Source organism: Paenibacillus sp. FSL H7-0357 (genome assembly GCF_000758525.1).
GTDB lineage: Bacteria > Bacillota > Bacilli > Paenibacillales > Paenibacillaceae > Paenibacillus_AQ.
Window position 1 is genome coordinate 5,804,662 of sequence record NZ_CP009241.1, and the last position, 15,190, is coordinate 5,819,851.

Below are 15,190 nucleotides of genomic sequence, written 5' to 3' on the forward strand. Positions count from 1 at the left end.
ATGAAGATCAATTACTCTACGATGACGGAACATCTGGGATCCTCGGCAGTTCGTGAGATTCTGAAGATTACCCAAGGCAAAGACATCATTTCGCTGGCAGGCGGGCTGCCCGCCGAAGACTTCTTCCCGGTGGAAGCTGTTCGTGAGGCTTACAGCCGCGCCCTTGCCGGCGAGACATCGGCACTGCAATATGGTCTGACCGAAGGCTATATTCCGCTGCGTGAGCAGGTTGTGGCCAGGCTGACCCGTCAGGGTATCCCCACCGATATCTCGGAAATGCTCCTCACCACAGGCTCCCAGCAAGCCATCGACCTGCTGTGCAAAATACTGCTTGATCCCGGAGACGCTGTCCTCGTGGAAGCTCCAACATATATGGCGGCCTTGCAGGTGATGAACTCCTACCGGGCTGACATTCACATTGTTCAGAGCGATGAATCCGGCATGCTGCCGGACCATCTGGAGGAGCAGCTTCGCACACACCGCCCCAAGCTGCTCTATGCCGTCCCTACCTTCAACAACCCCTCCGGGGCCACATGGAGCAAGGAACGCCGCGAACAAGTTGTTTCCCTGTGCCGACGATATGGCGTGCTGATTCTTGAAGACAACCCTTACGGTGAAATTAAGTTCGACGACTCCGCTGATGCTTATCCTCCATCACTGGCAGCGATCGACAGAAGCTGCGGAGAGGATTCCTGTGTCGTCTACACGGGAACATTCTCCAAGATAGTCGCACCTGCCCTGCGTACCGGCTGGATTATCGGCCCGGCTGAGCTGATCCGGGTAGTTGCCAAAGCGAAGCAGGCAGCCGACCTGCATTCCAGCACCATAGACCAGCGTGCCCTCTATGAACTGCTTCGGGTCTTTGACCTTGAGGGACATATCCGTCTTATCTCCCGCGAATACCACTCACGGATGAAACAGCTCTCAGCCGAGCTGTCGTCGCGCGGCTGGGAAGACGCAAAGTTCGAAGAACCACGAGGCGGGATGTTCCTATGGCTGAAGCTGTCCACCACTATTAACACTGCCAGGCTGCTTCCATTCGCCGTGGAGCAAGGTGTAGCCTTTGTACCCGGTGAAGTATTCTATTCCGCCAAGCCGGTGAGAAATGCAATGCGGCTTAACTTCACCCATACTCCGCCGGAGCTGGTTCCGCTCGCTGTAGGGCGGCTGGAACAGGCCATCAGCCAGTACTCCCAGAGCCTGGAGACAACGCTCATGCCGACGCTGGAATAACAGAGACCCCGCTGCGTTGCCTGTCAGATATTGTTGCTTCTGCTTGACCAGCCAGGAATACTCCGACACGTTCATGCTTAGTCTGAAGGTAGAATTTCGCAAAAAACACTGCTCTTGCCCTAAGACTCTACATGGTCTGCTTTTGGCACGGACTCCAGAGACCTAATTTGTCAAAAATCAGCTCAATAATGCCTGGTGCGGACTCCAGTGCAGTTATTTAGCAATAGAACCGCTATTAACCTCACTATTTTAGTAAATAACGCCGCCTGAGTCCGCTTCTACGACAAAAAGAGTATTATCACGTAAATAACGTCACTGAGATCCGCCAGAGTGATCATCTAAAACAACAAAAAAGATCGTACCGTCCTCGTGCAAACAGGGAGCGATGCGGTCTTTTTCATCTTTGAACTAAGGCGTTAAAAAAGCGGCCTTCCAAAGGAAGGCCGCTGTCTGTCGTATATAAGCTTCACAGTATAACAGTTCATAAGAGTTGTCAGTTAGGAAAGTTTGCCGTAAGCCGGGTTCTGTGCTCGTCGTGGTTCAAACGGGAACTACCCTCCCACCATAAGCGACAATCATCTATCTAGGCCATACATTACTGCACAGCTCCAGCGACCAACCTAGACACGCCTCAGGCGAAGGCTGCTCTTCCGGTTAAGGAAGCGCTGCGTCTCATTAGGTCTTGCTCCAGATGGGGTTTACCAGGAACGAAGTCACCAGCGTTCCTCGGGGTCTCTTACACCTCGGTTCCATCCTTGCCTGTGCCGCCCGAAAGCGGCCATCGGCGGTCCATTTCTGTGGCACTATCCTTCGGCTCGCGCCGACTGGATGTTATCCAGCACCCTGCCTTGTGGAGCCCGGACTTTCCTCCCGCGGCGTCTTCACGCACACCGGCGATTGTCTGTCAAACTTCCCGATCAACATTGTATATTATACAGATTTGCCGCAACCTGCACAAGTGTAAATAAAGGGAATCTACAGGAATTTGAAAGGCTCTGTATCAATCTGCGAAGCATACACCGCTGTGCCGTACTTATGCTCAGCCAGCTTGCCCTGAATCCAATCGGCCACTTTCTCCTTCATAATCTTCTCCGCATTATGTCCCGGATCAATTAATGAGATGCCGGCCAAGTAAGCATCTTGAGCCGTATGATAATCGACATCGCCAGTCACCAGTACATCGGCTCCTTTGAAGATGGCGCTGTTATAATACTTCGCCCCCGAGCCGCCCATTACAGCCGCTTTGCGGATGGGGCGGTTCAAATCGCCCACAACACGAACGTGATCGACCTTCAGGCCCGTTTTGACCGTCTCGATAAATTCGCCAAGCGTTGTTGGCTCCTTAAGCTTGCCTACTCTGCCGAGTCCAAGGCTGCGGCCTTTAAGGTCCATGGAATAAAGATCATACGCCACCTCTTCGTAAGGATGAGCTTTAAGCATCGCCTGAACTACTTTATTGCGGATAGACAGCGGCACGATCGTTTCGATGCGGACTTCCTCGGCGCGTTCCATTTTACCCGCTTCTCCAATATAAGGTTGCGAGCCTTCACGCGGAATGAAGGTGCCGTAGCCTTCGATGTTGAAGCTGCAATGGCTGTAGTTGCCAATCCAGCCTGCACCGGCATTCAGGATGGCGTCCAGCACCTTCTGGTGATGATCCTTCGGCACGAATACAACCAGCTTGGACAACTGCTCGGTATGAATGTCCTTGATCGGCGCACCGTTCTCGATGCCAAGCGCTTCCGCCATCCAATCGTTCATCCCGCCTTCAGCGACATCCAGGTTGGTATGGCTGATGTATACGGCAATATCATTTTTGATCAGCTTCTCATAGAGCTTGCCCATCGGTGTTTCGGTCTGTATCCCCTTAAGCGGACGAAAGATAATCGCGTGATGGGCGATGATCAGGTTGCAGCCCTGAGCAATCGCTTCGTCCACAATGTCGTCGTTGACGTCCAGTGCAACCAGCACGCCGGTAATTTCTTTCTGCAGGCTGCCCAGCTGAAGGCCGATGTTGTCCCATTCCTCAGCCAGATGTTTCGGGGCAAGCTGCTCCATATACCCGATTACAGTTTGTCCTTTGGCGTACATTTCAGCACCTCCGAGATTGTTGTGATCTGTGCCGTGATCCTGCTGCGCTTTTCTTCCGCAGATTCAAGCTCCGAGCGGGACAAGGAAGCCAGAATCCCTTCCAATTTTGCAATCTCACTCTGCCATTTGGCAGTAAATACGGAGTTTGGCGCTTGCAGCAGCCAAGGCCCCATTTGCAGAAGCAGCTCCTTGCTGCATACCATGTTGCCACCGGCAAGCTGCCGTTCATGATAAAGCTGCTCATTTGTGATCCCTGCAGCTTCACCCTCAGGGACCGCCGTCAGTATTTCATATATTTTCCCGTCTTCTTCCAGGATATGCTCTGCCGTAAGCACCCAGTGGTTGTTCAGCAGCCAGCGGCGCAGAATATCCTCGCCCACATTTGGCTGCAGCGCAAGCAGCTTCACACCTGCAAGCTTGCCGAGGCTTTTGCCGCGGTCCAGGATAGCGGCAATCAATGCGCCGCCCATTCCGGCGATGGAGATGCTGTCAGCTTCACCCGGCTCCAGCACTTCGAGACCGTCTCCGCGCCGCACCTCAATCTGTTTGCCCAGACCCGCCTCCGCCACACCTCTACGTGCTGCTTCATAAGGTCCTGGATTGACTTCACCTGCTATTGCAGAGACCGCTTTCCCGCTTCTCAAGGCTGCTACCGGAAGCAGGGCATGATCCGAGCCGATATCGGCAAGTTTGCTGCCTGTTGGAATCTGCTCCAGCACAAGCTGGAGCCGGTTTGATAATTTTACGTTGTTCATGAGGCCACCCACGTTATCCATTTTTTTCGGAAAATAAACAGCAGCGCAAGGCCGGCTGCAATCTTGAATATTAACACCAGCGACACCCATTCCGGATAATCCGGTCTGAGCCACAGCGCATCAATCTCCGGCATCAGCCACAGCGACACTCCGACGCCCAAATATACCCCTGAAACCCCTTTGATCCTGTGGTACAACAACCAGCTCAGCCAGACCATCAGTATGCAGAGCGGCAGCCAGAGCAGCTCAAGCTCCAGGACCGAAGCATCAGGGCGCATTTGGCCGGAGAACCCGGCATAGAGCAGGGCCCAGAAGGCAAACCCGCAATAGTGCAGCAAGCCTATACGCAATGTGAATCCGAGTATCACCCACAATAGGCCGCATCCTGCGATCAGCAGCGGCCGCCAAAAGTCCGCGTTCAGATCATGCAGAGCAATGAGCCAGAGGCCAAATCCTATCGTCAGTACACTGCCAACTCCTGCCAAAACAAGACTGATCATGTGGTTTCGGTCCCGGTAAATAGCCGAGTAACCGTAACAAACAATTAGTACACATAGAGCTGTGGCAAGTTGCAAAGGCCAAGGAAAAACGCTAAAATAAAGACTAATCAAGAAAATCAAGGAAATAATTCCAAAACCAAACAACCATATTTTGATGCTGCCCTGCTGAAGATTTTTCAGCGAGATCGGATTGCTGTCTTTGATCTCCTTCTCATCATCGTAAAGGTTGGTCAAGAAGTCGCAATACTGCTCAGGCAGTAGCTTGCTCCTTCTCCAGTAATGAATTTCTCTTAATATAATTTCTCGTTTTTCCAAATTCAACGGCTAATCCCTCTCTTTTCACACCTTTACTTAGGTGTATCTCAAGATAAAAGGACCTCCTGCCACCGTGCAGCAGAAGGTCCGGTTTATGAAACCTATTCGAGGAAATCTTTAAGCCGTTTGCTGCGGCTTGGGTGGCGCAGCTTACGCAGCGCTTTTGCTTCAATCTGGCGGATCCGCTCACGGGTTACGCCGAATACTTTACCCACTTCCTCAAGCGTTCTCGTCCGGCCGTCATCCAGACCGAAACGAAGACGAAGCACGTTCTCTTCACGCTCGGTGAGCGTGTCCAGCACATCCTCCAGCTGTTCCTTCAGCAGTTCATAGGCTGCTGCATCCGCAGGAGCAAGCGCCTCCTGATCCTCAATGAAATCGCCCAGATGCGAATCATCCTCTTCACCGATTGGTGTTTCCAGGGAAACCGGCTCTTGGGCAATCTTCATGATTTCTCTGACTTTCTCAACCGTCAATTCCATTTCAGCCGCAATTTCTTCCGGCGAAGGCTCGCGTCCAAGCTCTTGCAGCAGCTGACGGGAGACACGAATCAGCTTATTGATGGTCTCCACCATATGCACTGGAATACGGATTGTCCGCGCCTGGTCAGCGATAGCCCGCGTAATAGCCTGGCGAATCCACCAAGTAGCATAGGTACTGAATTTGAACCCTTTATTGTGGTCAAATTTCTCAACCGCTTTGATCAGACCCATATTGCCCTCCTGGATCAAATCCAGGAACAGCATGCCGCGTCCAACATAACGCTTGGCGATACTGACAACGAGCCGCAGATTCGCTTCGGCCAGCCGGCGTTTCGCTTCCTCATCACCATTTTTGATTCTCATGGCCAGTTCGACTTCATCGTCAGCCGAGAGCAACGGCACACGTCCGATTTCCTTCAGATACATCCGGACGGGGTCGTTAATTTTGATTCCCGGCGGCAGCGACAAATCGTCGTCAAAGCTGAAGTCGTCAGAGTCGCTATTCTCGTTGTCCTCGCTCTGGCGGAGCGGTGAACCTTCCTCGTCATTCTCATTTACAACCTCGATACCGAGGTCGCTGAGCTGCTCGTAGAATTCCTCCATCTGCTCAGGGTCTTGATCAAACGGCGACAATTTCTCCATAATATCTTTGTAGTTCAATGATGATCTTTTCTTGCCGTGCTCAATAAGCTGGTCCTTAACCTGATCCAGAGTAAATTCTGCTTCCAGTTCAGTGTGCTGATCGTTCGCCATAATTCGACTCCCTCCTCCCTAGGTACATCCTGTCAATTCCTTATTGTCTCTCTAGGGTTATAATCTCACTTGCAATTTGTGCCGCACGCAAAAAGTCACCGGATTTCTCCGCTTGAATCATTTCTTCGCGTTTTTGCTCCATCCTGCGCTGCAGGGGGTACTTCCTCACTTCACGGATACAATCGTCCAAAACCTGCGTATTCCAATCCGGCGGTGTGTCCATCATGGATATCGCTGTTGCAGTCTTCTCCAGACGATCATCCTGTAGTGATGATAAAAAACGGCTGATGCCGGGTGGTTTGCCTTGCGCATAATAGGCATATAGATAAGCGGCGATTGCCGCATGATCATCGATGTTGAACTCTTCTCCGAGGCGTTCGCCTACATAAGTAGCAGCTTCCGGGTCCTGAATCATAAAGGATAGCAGGCGCCGTTCCGCAACATGATAAGCGGGCAGTAAAGTAGGTGTCTGCACTTGCCCTTTTTTATGCCTACCATTATTCCACCTTTTATCGTTATTATCCCCTTCGGGGATGTTTTTTTGCATCGACGCCCGCAGCAAGTTGCAATCCTGCTTTAAGCTATCATATGACAGCTCCAGCTCTGAGGATATTTCCCGCAGATAAACTTCACGCTCGGTCGAAGATTGCAGTGATGCAATAATCTCCAATGCCTCCTTGACATAGGCGATTTTGCCGTCTTCCTCTAGGAGTATATGGTTTTTTTTCAGATATATAAGCTTAAATTTTATGGATGATACCACCGAATCCATCACCTGTTCCTTGAATCTGTCCCCGCCGTGACGGGAGATAAATTCATCCGGATCCAGACCGCTCGGCAGCACGGCAACCTTCACCCGCAGATCATTGCTTTCCAGCATCGGGATTGCCTTCATCGCTGCAGCTTGTCCCGCCCGGTCGCCATCGTAGGCAAGAACAATCTCGTCAGCCAGACTTTTCATCAGGGCTACATGTCCCTCAGTCAGCGAGGTTCCCATGGTAGCCACGCCGTTATGCACACCTGCTTCCCAGGCCGAAATGACATCGCCGTATCCTTCGAAGAGGACGATTTGCCGCGTTTTGCGGATGGATGCTTTGGACTGGTGCAAATTGTACAGAATCCGGCTTTTGTTAAATAGTCTGCTCTCCGGGGAATTCAAATATTTCGGCTGACCTTCCCCAAGAATTCTTCCGGCAAAAGCGATGGTCTTGCCTGTGCGGTTCGCAATCGGAAAAATAACGCGCCCGCGAAAACGGTCGAGATACCCTTTGCCCTCGCCCCTGGCAGACAACAGCCCGCCCTTTTCCATTTCAGCAAGATCAAAATTCCGTTTCTCCAGAAACTGCAGCAGGGTGTCCCATCGGTCTGGAGCATAGCCGATTTGAAACTGGTCGATCATTTTATCACTGAAGTTCCGGGATCTTAAATAATTCATTGCGGCAGTGCCGTATTCCGTGTTCTTCAGCAAAAAATGATAAAATTTGGCCGACAACTCATAAGCCTGTATCAGCCGGTCCCGCTCAGGATCGGGAGGAGATAATGTGCCTCCTTTGCCTTCGGGAATAGCAATATCGCTTTCTTCCGCCATTATTCTGACTGCTTCGGGGAAGGATAACCCTTCGATTTCCATCCTGAATTTGATGGCATTTCCGCCCATACCACAGCCAAAGCAATGAAAAACTCCCCGGTCCGGGGTTACGGTGAAGGAAGGGGATTTCTCCGAATGGAACGGGCAGAGGCCCCATAAATATTTCCCCTGCTTGGACAAATGGACAACCTTACCGACGGTATCGACAATGTCATGCCGCGCCAGCACGCTCTCGATAACTTCTTCTGGAATATTACCGTGTCCGCTAGCCACTTCAACCACCTTCATCTCTTAACAAATAAATATAATTCGCTATAGCTCCACATTCTCCTGCAAAATTGTTAAAAGTTTTGTCAGTTTATGTTGAAAATTCATTTTTTCCTCTGCGGTGATGGCTTTTGGACCCTTGGAATAGTGCCCCCGCCTGCGTTCCACCGCACTGGCATGCCTGCTCTCCAGCATAAAATCCATGTTGGAATTGTCATATTCCTGTCCCCGGTTAGAGAGCACCTTGCAACGTTTGCCGAGCGCAAGTGCCGCCAGGCCGTAATCCTGTGTAATGACTACATCTCCAGCAGAAACATGATTGGCAATATACAGGTCTGCACTGTCTGCGCCGCGGTCCACCTGCACCACAGTAACACCTTCTTCAGCTTGCAGCACATGGTCAAAAGAAGAAACCATCAATACCGGAATGCCGAAAGAACGGGCTACAGCAACGATTTCCTTCTTGACCGGGCACGCGTCCCCGTCGACTACAATTGTTCTTTCTTGGGATCTCAACATGACATCACCAAATTCCCGTGTAATATATATACGCTTTGCCAAACGAAAAATCCTTCTTTGATAAAGCATAAATACGGAACGAATGTCAACTTACGCATTGGCACCGTTCCGTATATTTATACCCTAAACCATCGATCTATACCATAAAAATCACAAACATTACTTGAATGCTGCCGGGTTTTACCAAACCAGCTTACCGAAATCGGCAAAAGATTTGGAGTCGGCATCAATGCCGGCCAGCAGCGCAAGACGGTTCGCACGTATTCCCTCATCTTCAGCCATAACCATTACGGAATCGAAGAACCCGGTAACGGCATCCTTAAGGCCGGAAAGAATCCGCAGCGCTTCAGCTGCATTTCGGGCAGTGAGCGCTTCATGATACGGCGTGTGAATACCCTGCCATGTTTCGTACAGCTTAAGCTCAGCCTCTTCTTTCAGCAATGAAGGCTCAACCACAATGCCTTCCGGCGCCTTCGCTGCCAGATTGCTGATACGAGTCAGCGAATCCACAGTGATCTTGAAATCAGCGACTTCATTCACAGCATCGGTAAGCGCACGGCTTCTGCCTACAACAGCGACAATGTCATCAAAACCAGCGGCAGTCACTGCATCCACCACATCGTAGCGGATATTGTCGTCGGACAAGAGTCGTTTTACGCGCAGACCGAAGAACTCGTAAAGGTTTATACGCAGTTCAGGGGCAAAATGTTTCTCTGTGCGCAAATTTTCATGAATTTCCAAAGCCGCAGCGAAAATTTCCTGCAAAGAGATTGGCAATTGATGCTCCAGCACCATCTGCACGATGCCTGCCGCCTGGCGGCGAAGCGCGTAAGGGTCTTGTGAACCGGTCGGAATAATACCGATGGAGAAGCAGCCCACGATCGTATCGATTTTATCGGCCAGGCTGACTATAAGACCAGCTTGCGTAGAAGGAACTGCATCTCCGGCAAAACGCGGCTGATAATGCTCAAAAATACCTTTTGCCACATTTTCCGCTTCTCCCGCTTTGCGGGCATAATCTTCACCCATTGTGCCCTGAAGCTCAGGGAACTCATAGACCATCTGCGTCACCAGATCGAATTTGCAAATATCGGCCGTACGGCTGACTTCAGCCGCGGTATCTGCGGACAGCCCCAGCTTCGCAGCGAGCTTGTCAGAAATGGCCCGGATGCGGCGGACCTTATCGCCAACGCTGCCCAGCTCTTCGTGATACACGATTGATTCCAGCTTAGCCAGCGCATCGCTGATCTGCATTTTCTGATCTTCCCCATAGAAGAACTTCGCATCCGATAGGCGGGCACGCAACACCTTTTCGTTCCCCTTGGCAATGACGTCCAGCGATTCTGCATTTCCGTTACGCACGGTAACGAAGAACGGCAGGAGTGTGCCTGCGCTATCTAAGACCGGGAAGTAACGCTGATGCTCGCGCATTGAAGTGATCAGCACATCCTGCGGAATGTTCAAGAAGGAAGGATCGAATGTGCCAAACAGCACAGTCGGTGTTTCTACCAGGAACAGCACTTCCTCCAGCAGATCTTCTTTGATGGCAATTGTCCAGCTTTTCTCTGCTGCCAGCTTGTTGATCTGGTTCAGAATCAGCTCTTCGCGTTCCTTCACATCAACCAGCACGTGCTGCGCACGCATAGCTTCCACATAATCTGCAGGTTCAGCAATAACAACATTCGTTCCAAGGAAACGGTGGCCACGGCTGGTATTGCCTGCTTTAACCCCTGTAATTTCCAGATCAATGATCTCTTGCCCAAACAAGGCAACCAGCCAGCGGATCGGACGGACAAATTTAAAATCATACGCTCCCCAGCGCATATTTTTCGGAAAGGTCATCGAGCTGACAATGCCGCTGAGTCCTTCGGACAATAGCGAGGAAGTATTTACACCTTCACTGTTTTTGGTGGCGTAGATATACTCCACTCCGGCCAATTCTTTAAATGTAAACTGCTCCGTCGACACCCCTTGGCTGCGGGCAAAGCCGAGTGCGGCCTTGCTCCACTCGCCGCTCGCGTCCAACGCGATTTTACGAGAAGGGCCCTTCACCTCTTCGCTGATATCCTCTTGCCTTTCGGCAGCATCCTTCACCAGAACCGTAAGGCGGCGCGGTGTTGCATATGCGTTGACTCCGCCATGGGAAATACGCGAAGCTTCCAGCCATTTAGTTGTTCTGTCTTTCAACTGCTCCATCGCAGCGCGGATGAAGCGTGCAGGTACCTCTTCCAAACCGATCTCGAACAATATATCTTTAGACAAGGTCAGCACCTTCTTTCTTCAGCAGCGGGAAGCCAAGCTTCTCGCGTTCCTCAAGATATGTCGCCGCAACGGTACGGGCCAGATTCCGCACCCGCGTAATAAAGCCCGTGCGTTCGGTAACGCTGATCGCTCCGCGTGCATCCAGAAGATTGAAGGTATGCGAGCATTTCAGCACATAATCGTAAGCCGGAAACACCAGATGGTGCTCCATAGCTCTGCGTGCTTCCTCTTCGTAGGTATTAAAGAGTGTGAACAGCATTTTGACATCGGAGACTTCAAATGTATAGGTCGAGTGCTCAACCTCAGGTTGATGGAATACATCACCATAGGTCATGCCGTCCACCCATTCCAGATCAAACACATTTTCTTTCTTCATGATGTTGGAAGCCAACCGTTCCAATCCGTATGTGATCTCAACAGCAACCGGTTTGGTCTCAATTCCTCCGACTTGCTGGAAGTAAGTAAACTGAGTAACCTCTTCGCCGTTCAGCCATACTTCCCAGCCAAGGCCTGCACAACCCAGCGACGGATTCTCCCAGTTATCTTCGACAAACCGGATATCATTCAGCAGCGGATCTACGCCAAGCGCCTTCAGGCTTTCCAGATAAAGCTCCTGGATGTTGTCCGGTGAAGGCTTGATGATCACCTGGAACTGGTGATGCTGGTACAGGCGGTTCGGGTTCTCGCCATAACGTCCATCCGATGGACGGCGGGAAGGCTCAACGTAAGCTACTTTCCACGGCTCCGGTCCAAGCGAACGCAAAAACGTCATGGGGTTCATCGTGCCCGCCCCTTTTTCCGTATCATACGGCTGGACGAGAATACAATTCTCTGCTGCCCAGAACTGCTGCAGTGTCAAAATCATCTGCTGAAAATTCATACTACCGACTCCTTCGCTTACAAGTTTTTGGCACGCTGTGCCTTGAAGCTCTTGCTCCTGCGCGATGGAGGCGGCACTCTTTTATACTTGCGGCGATACAGGATTCTTGGCTAATATCCTCACCACAAGGCAAAAAAGCTCCCGCCCCCATGCCTGATATACAGACATAGGGACGAGAGCTTAACTTATTCTCCCGCGGTTCCACCCTACTTGATTACGCATCCGGTAACCGGCCAATAAAGCAGGCCACATCCGATGAGCGCAATCCACTTTTCATTCTGCCGTTACCGTACTCCCGGGTGCCGTGTTCATGAACCTTGTCCCGCCAGGCTTCCACTATCCCCGGCTCGCTTAAGCGACAAATTTGCCCATTACTTTCCCGATCACTGTACGTCTCCAAATGTCAGAGCAACAACGGCTGTATACAACAAGAAGAAACTGTCACCATAGTAACGGAAAATTTGGATTTCGTCAAATATCATATTTGTCGAGCTGATCAAGAAACCCTTGCGACTTCAGCTTCAGCCCAAGCTGCATGTCCATAAAGGCACGCATAATCTTTTTAAGTTCTGCGCGGGTGCCTTCCTTCACGTCGACATTTCCAAGCCGGGTTAAATCAAGTGCAGCGAATAAACGCAGCAGCTTCAGCGCCCGCGGAGAAATCTCCATGGCTGGAGGATCATTATGCCTGCAGCTGCGGCAGAGCACCCCGCCGAGACGGGGGCTTATTCTGAGTTCTTCATCAGGTTTGTCCAACCCGCATACGACACAGGCATCCAGCTCCGGACCATATCCGGCCGCCTGCAGTATTTTCATCTCAAAAACATTTATAATGACGCCGGGTTCCTTGCCGTCCTCAAGTGCATTCAAGCAGGCTGAAAGCTGGCGGAACCAAAAGCTTCCCGTCTCCTCATCATGCAGCACACGGTCAAGCAGCTCGCAGGCATATGAAGCATATGCCGCTTTGAACAAATCCCCGCGCAGCGGATGGTGAGACTGTGTAATTTCCCCGGCATTTAATGTACCCAGTCCCCCGTTGTTGCGGAAAAACACAAATTCCCCTACAGTGAACAGCTGGATCAGGGCAGCATGGCGGCTTTTGACCTTCTTGGCGCCGCGCACCAGAACGCCTACTTTGCCGGCGTTCTCGGTGCAAAGCGTAATAATCGCGTTCCCCTCGCCGTAGTCCATGCTGCGGATGACGATCCCTTCCACCCTGTGTAGCATGCCTCTTCCCCCAACCATTCGGCAAGCAACCAGTCCTTATTGTGCTTCTTCATCAAGGGCCTTCTCTTCCTCTGCAAGCAGCAGTCCGCCTTCATCCAGCGGATCTACGGCTTCCCTGTACAGCAGATAAGCATCGACATCTCCAGTCATTGCAAAATACTTCCACGAAAAGTCTCGCATTCGTATTCATCCTTTCTTCGGAAACACGATGTCTCTTCAGAAATAGGATGTGCGATGTGCCAGGTTCTATCCTTGCAATTCCTGCCAAGAAGCTGCGGAGCCCAAGATTAAAGGTCTTTATGGAAGCCCAAATCCCGCAGTACGCGGTCCTGATTGCGCCAGTCTTTTTTCACTTTTACCCATAGCTCCAGAAAAATCTTCGATCCCAGCAGGTTCTCGATATCCGTACGGGCGCGCCGGCCCACTTCTTTCAGCAGCGCACCCTGCTTGCCGATAATGATCCCCTTCTGGGAATCGCGCTCCACAAAAATAACGGCGGAAATATGCACAACTCCATTGGGTTCTACACTCATATCCTCGATGGCCACCGCAATGGAATGCGGCACCTCTTCGCGGGTCATATGGAGAATCTTCTCACGGATCAGCTCCGCGCAGACGAACTGCTCCGGATGATCGGTAATCTGATCGTCGGGATAATACTGCGGACCTTCCGGCAAATATTTCGCCACCTGATCCAGCAGGGTATTCACATTGTTGCCCAGCTTGGCGGAGATCGGCACGATTTCGGCAAACTCATGCAGCTTGTTGTACTGTGTAATCAGCGGCAGCAGCGCTTCCGGCTCGATCTTGTCAATTTTGTTCATCACCAGAATAACCGGTGTCTTGATACTGTGTAATTGCTCGGCGATAAAGCGGTCGCCGCCGCCGAGTCCTTCGGATGCGTCCACCAGAAACAGCACAGCCTCCACTTCATGCAGCGTGCTCATCGCCGTCTGGTTCATGTAGTCGCCCAGCTTGGATTGTCTTTTATGGATACCCGGCGTGTCCAAAAATACGATCTGCGAGTTGTTGGCAGTGTAAACCCCGTGGATTTTGTTTCTGGTTGTCTGCGGCTTGTCCGACATGATTGCTATTTTTTGGCCAATCACTTGGTTCATGAGTGTCGATTTGCCTACGTTCGGTCTGCCGATAATGGCGACAAACCCTGATTTGAATTTCAATATAATCTTCCTTCCTTTTTCAAAAACGTTAAAAACTGTTTCAAAAGCTTTTTTCGATCCCCCTAAATCCCCCTTAGCCAAGGGGGACCCCAAGGGCTCCAGCCCTCTGGACCCCCGGAATGGGATGGCACAGTTAGGATCGGCGCTTGGAATAGGCGGCGTGCTTGGAGCGCTTTCGTTCCCTGCGGGAACACGCTTGGACGGCTGAGCGGGAAAGCTAGTCAACTGTTTGTTCGACGCCGGTGCGGATAAATTAGTTAGCTGCATATGCGGCAGTGCAGCGGTAAAGCTGCTTGTTCGGCGATGGAACAGATAACTCATACTTCTACGGCTTTTTGGACAATCCTTCGGTTTAATCAGTTTAATTGTATTTTGTACAGTTAAATCCCCTTGAATCGTTACCTCTATGATTTTAGCTGCATTAAGTACAATTAAAATTGGCAAAAACCGCTGTTTGGAGCCATTATGCTGATTTTAGTTGCAGGTTATACAACTAAACACATATCTTGCAAAAAACAGGTTAGTTTAGCTGTACAAAATACAACTAAACTAGGCAAGCGTAACGGGAAAGGCAAAATGAGCTTCCGCCACACATTTGTTCTGCAATTGCCGCAAACGTCAACCCTCCCGCTCTGCCACCATTCCAAGTTAATAACGCTGTAAACAGGGTTACCTATCAAATATCTACTCAGGAGCCTGGCCCTGCTCCAGATCGTCCGGACCGAAAGCGCCCGGGAGCAGGTCACGCACGGTAGTCTCCACGATATCGCCTTTCATGTTCCCGAGGATGACCTTCATGTCGGGACCGCATAGTTCCACCATCACCTGCCGGCAGACACCGCAGGGTGATACGGGGCCATCGGTATCCGCAACAACCGCGATCGCCTGGAAGCTGCGGGCTTTATGGCCGTCCGCGATGGCGCGGAACATCGCAGTCCGCTCCGCACAGTTGGTCGGCCCGTAAGCAGCATTCTCAATATTGCAGCCATGGTGGACATGGCCGTCCTGATCCAGCAGCGCAGCACCGACGCCAAAGCGGGAATAAGGTATATAGGCACTAGTTCGTGCCTTTATCGCTTCTTGAAGAAGTAGCGCAGAATCCATAGTGATCCTCCTAAAAGTTTTGTAAGCATAGAC

Annotated in this window: 13 protein-coding genes and 1 other RNA gene; 1 reads left to right on the forward strand and 13 read right to left on the reverse strand. The window is 51.2% G+C overall.

What is annotated here, in order from left to right:
• Positions 1–1,233, forward strand: coding sequence for an aminotransferase-like domain-containing protein (locus tag H70357_RS25760; protein ID WP_038595411.1), 1,233 nt, complete (start codon positions 1–3; stop codon positions 1,231–1,233).
• Between the two features lie 498 nt (positions 1,234–1,731).
• On the opposite strand, the gene rnpB is transcribed toward H70357_RS25760, so the two are convergent.
• From rnpB to H70357_RS25815, 13 genes are all read right to left on the reverse strand, one after another.
• Positions 1,732–2,146: RNase P RNA component class A (gene rnpB / locus H70357_RS34730), an RNA gene on the reverse strand.
• A 62-nt stretch (positions 2,147–2,208) separates the two neighbouring features.
• Positions 2,209–3,324, reverse strand: coding sequence for a Nif3-like dinuclear metal center hexameric protein (locus tag H70357_RS25765; protein WP_038595412.1), 1,116 nt, complete (start codon positions 3,322–3,324; stop codon positions 2,209–2,211).
• Entirely contained in the window at positions 3,300–4,079 is a 780-nt protein-coding gene (locus tag H70357_RS25770) for a tRNA (adenine(22)-N(1))-methyltransferase (protein WP_038595413.1), read from the reverse strand. The genes H70357_RS25765 and H70357_RS25770 overlap by 25 nt, the downstream gene beginning before the upstream one ends.
• Entirely contained in the window at positions 4,076–4,900 is an 825-nt protein-coding gene (locus H70357_RS25775; RefSeq protein WP_038595414.1) for a hypothetical protein, read from the reverse strand. The genes H70357_RS25770 and H70357_RS25775 overlap by 4 nt, the downstream gene beginning before the upstream one ends.
• Before the next feature lie 95 nt (positions 4,901–4,995).
• Complete coding sequence (gene rpoD / locus H70357_RS25780) at positions 4,996–6,129, reverse strand: RNA polymerase sigma factor RpoD (RefSeq protein WP_038595416.1); 1,134 nt, start codon at positions 6,127–6,129, stop codon at positions 4,996–4,998.
• Positions 6,130–6,169: 40 nt separating this feature from the next.
• Complete coding sequence (gene dnaG / locus H70357_RS25785; protein ID WP_038600472.1) at positions 6,170–7,990, reverse strand: DNA primase; 1,821 nt, start codon at positions 7,988–7,990, stop codon at positions 6,170–6,172.
• A 39-nt stretch (positions 7,991–8,029) separates the two neighbouring features.
• Positions 8,030–8,503 (reverse strand): YaiI/YqxD family protein, encoded by a 474-nt coding sequence (locus tag H70357_RS25790; RefSeq protein WP_038600475.1) that lies wholly within the window; start codon positions 8,501–8,503, stop codon positions 8,030–8,032.
• A gap of 180 nt (positions 8,504–8,683) precedes the next feature.
• Positions 8,684–10,765 (reverse strand): glycine--tRNA ligase subunit beta, encoded by a 2,082-nt coding sequence (glyS, locus tag H70357_RS25795; protein ID WP_038595417.1) that lies wholly within the window; start codon positions 10,763–10,765, stop codon positions 8,684–8,686.
• Entirely contained in the window at positions 10,758–11,645 is an 888-nt protein-coding gene (gene glyQ, locus H70357_RS25800; RefSeq protein WP_038595418.1) for a glycine--tRNA ligase subunit alpha, read from the reverse strand. Before glyQ ends, glyS begins: the two co-directional genes overlap by 8 nt.
• A gap of 471 nt (positions 11,646–12,116) precedes the next feature.
• Positions 12,117–12,872 carry a DNA repair protein RecO gene (gene recO / locus H70357_RS25805; protein ID WP_038595420.1) on the reverse strand — a complete coding sequence of 252 codons (756 nt, stop codon included), beginning with the start codon at positions 12,870–12,872 and terminating at the stop codon, positions 12,117–12,119.
• Between the two features lie 36 nt (positions 12,873–12,908).
• Entirely contained in the window at positions 12,909–13,052 is a 144-nt protein-coding gene (locus H70357_RS35480) for a YqzL family protein (protein WP_076109086.1), read from the reverse strand.
• A 107-nt stretch (positions 13,053–13,159) separates the two neighbouring features.
• A complete protein-coding gene (gene era, locus H70357_RS25810) occupies positions 13,160–13,990 on the reverse strand; it encodes a GTPase Era (RefSeq protein ID WP_231578510.1) in 831 nt (276 codons plus the stop codon).
• A 747-nt stretch (positions 13,991–14,737) separates the two neighbouring features.
• Entirely contained in the window at positions 14,738–15,157 is a 420-nt protein-coding gene (locus tag H70357_RS25815) for a cytidine deaminase (RefSeq protein ID WP_038595422.1), read from the reverse strand.
• Positions 15,158–15,190 lie beyond the last annotated feature (33 nt).

Coding starts and splice junctions, on each gene's coding strand:
- H70357_RS35480 (WP_076109086.1), bottom strand. CDS start 13,052: ATGCGAGACTTTTCGTGGAAGTATTTTGCAATGACTGGAGATGTCGAT.
- H70357_RS25770 (WP_038595413.1), bottom strand. CDS start 4,079: ATGAACAACGTAAAATTATCAAACCGGCTCCAGCTTGTGCTGGAGCAG.
- era (WP_231578510.1), bottom strand. CDS start 13,990: ATGAACCAAGTGATTGGCCAAAAAATAGCAATCATGTCGGACAAGCCG.
- rpoD (WP_038595416.1), bottom strand. CDS start 6,129: ATGGCGAACGATCAGCACACTGAACTGGAAGCAGAATTTACTCTGGAT.
- H70357_RS25765 (WP_038595412.1), bottom strand. CDS start 3,324: ATGTACGCCAAAGGACAAACTGTAATCGGGTATATGGAGCAGCTTGCC.
- H70357_RS25790 (WP_038600475.1), bottom strand. CDS start 8,503: ATGTTGAGATCCCAAGAAAGAACAATTGTAGTCGACGGGGACGCGTGC.
- glyQ (WP_038595418.1), bottom strand. CDS start 11,645: ATGAATTTTCAGCAGATGATTTTGACACTGCAGCAGTTCTGGGCAGCA.
- recO (WP_038595420.1), bottom strand. CDS start 12,872: ATGCTACACAGGGTGGAAGGGATCGTCATCCGCAGCATGGACTACGGC.
- H70357_RS25760 (WP_038595411.1), top strand. CDS start 1: ATGAAGATCAATTACTCTACGATGACGGAACATCTGGGATCCTCGGCA.
- H70357_RS25815 (WP_038595422.1), bottom strand. CDS start 15,157: ATGGATTCTGCGCTACTTCTTCAAGAAGCGATAAAGGCACGAACTAGT.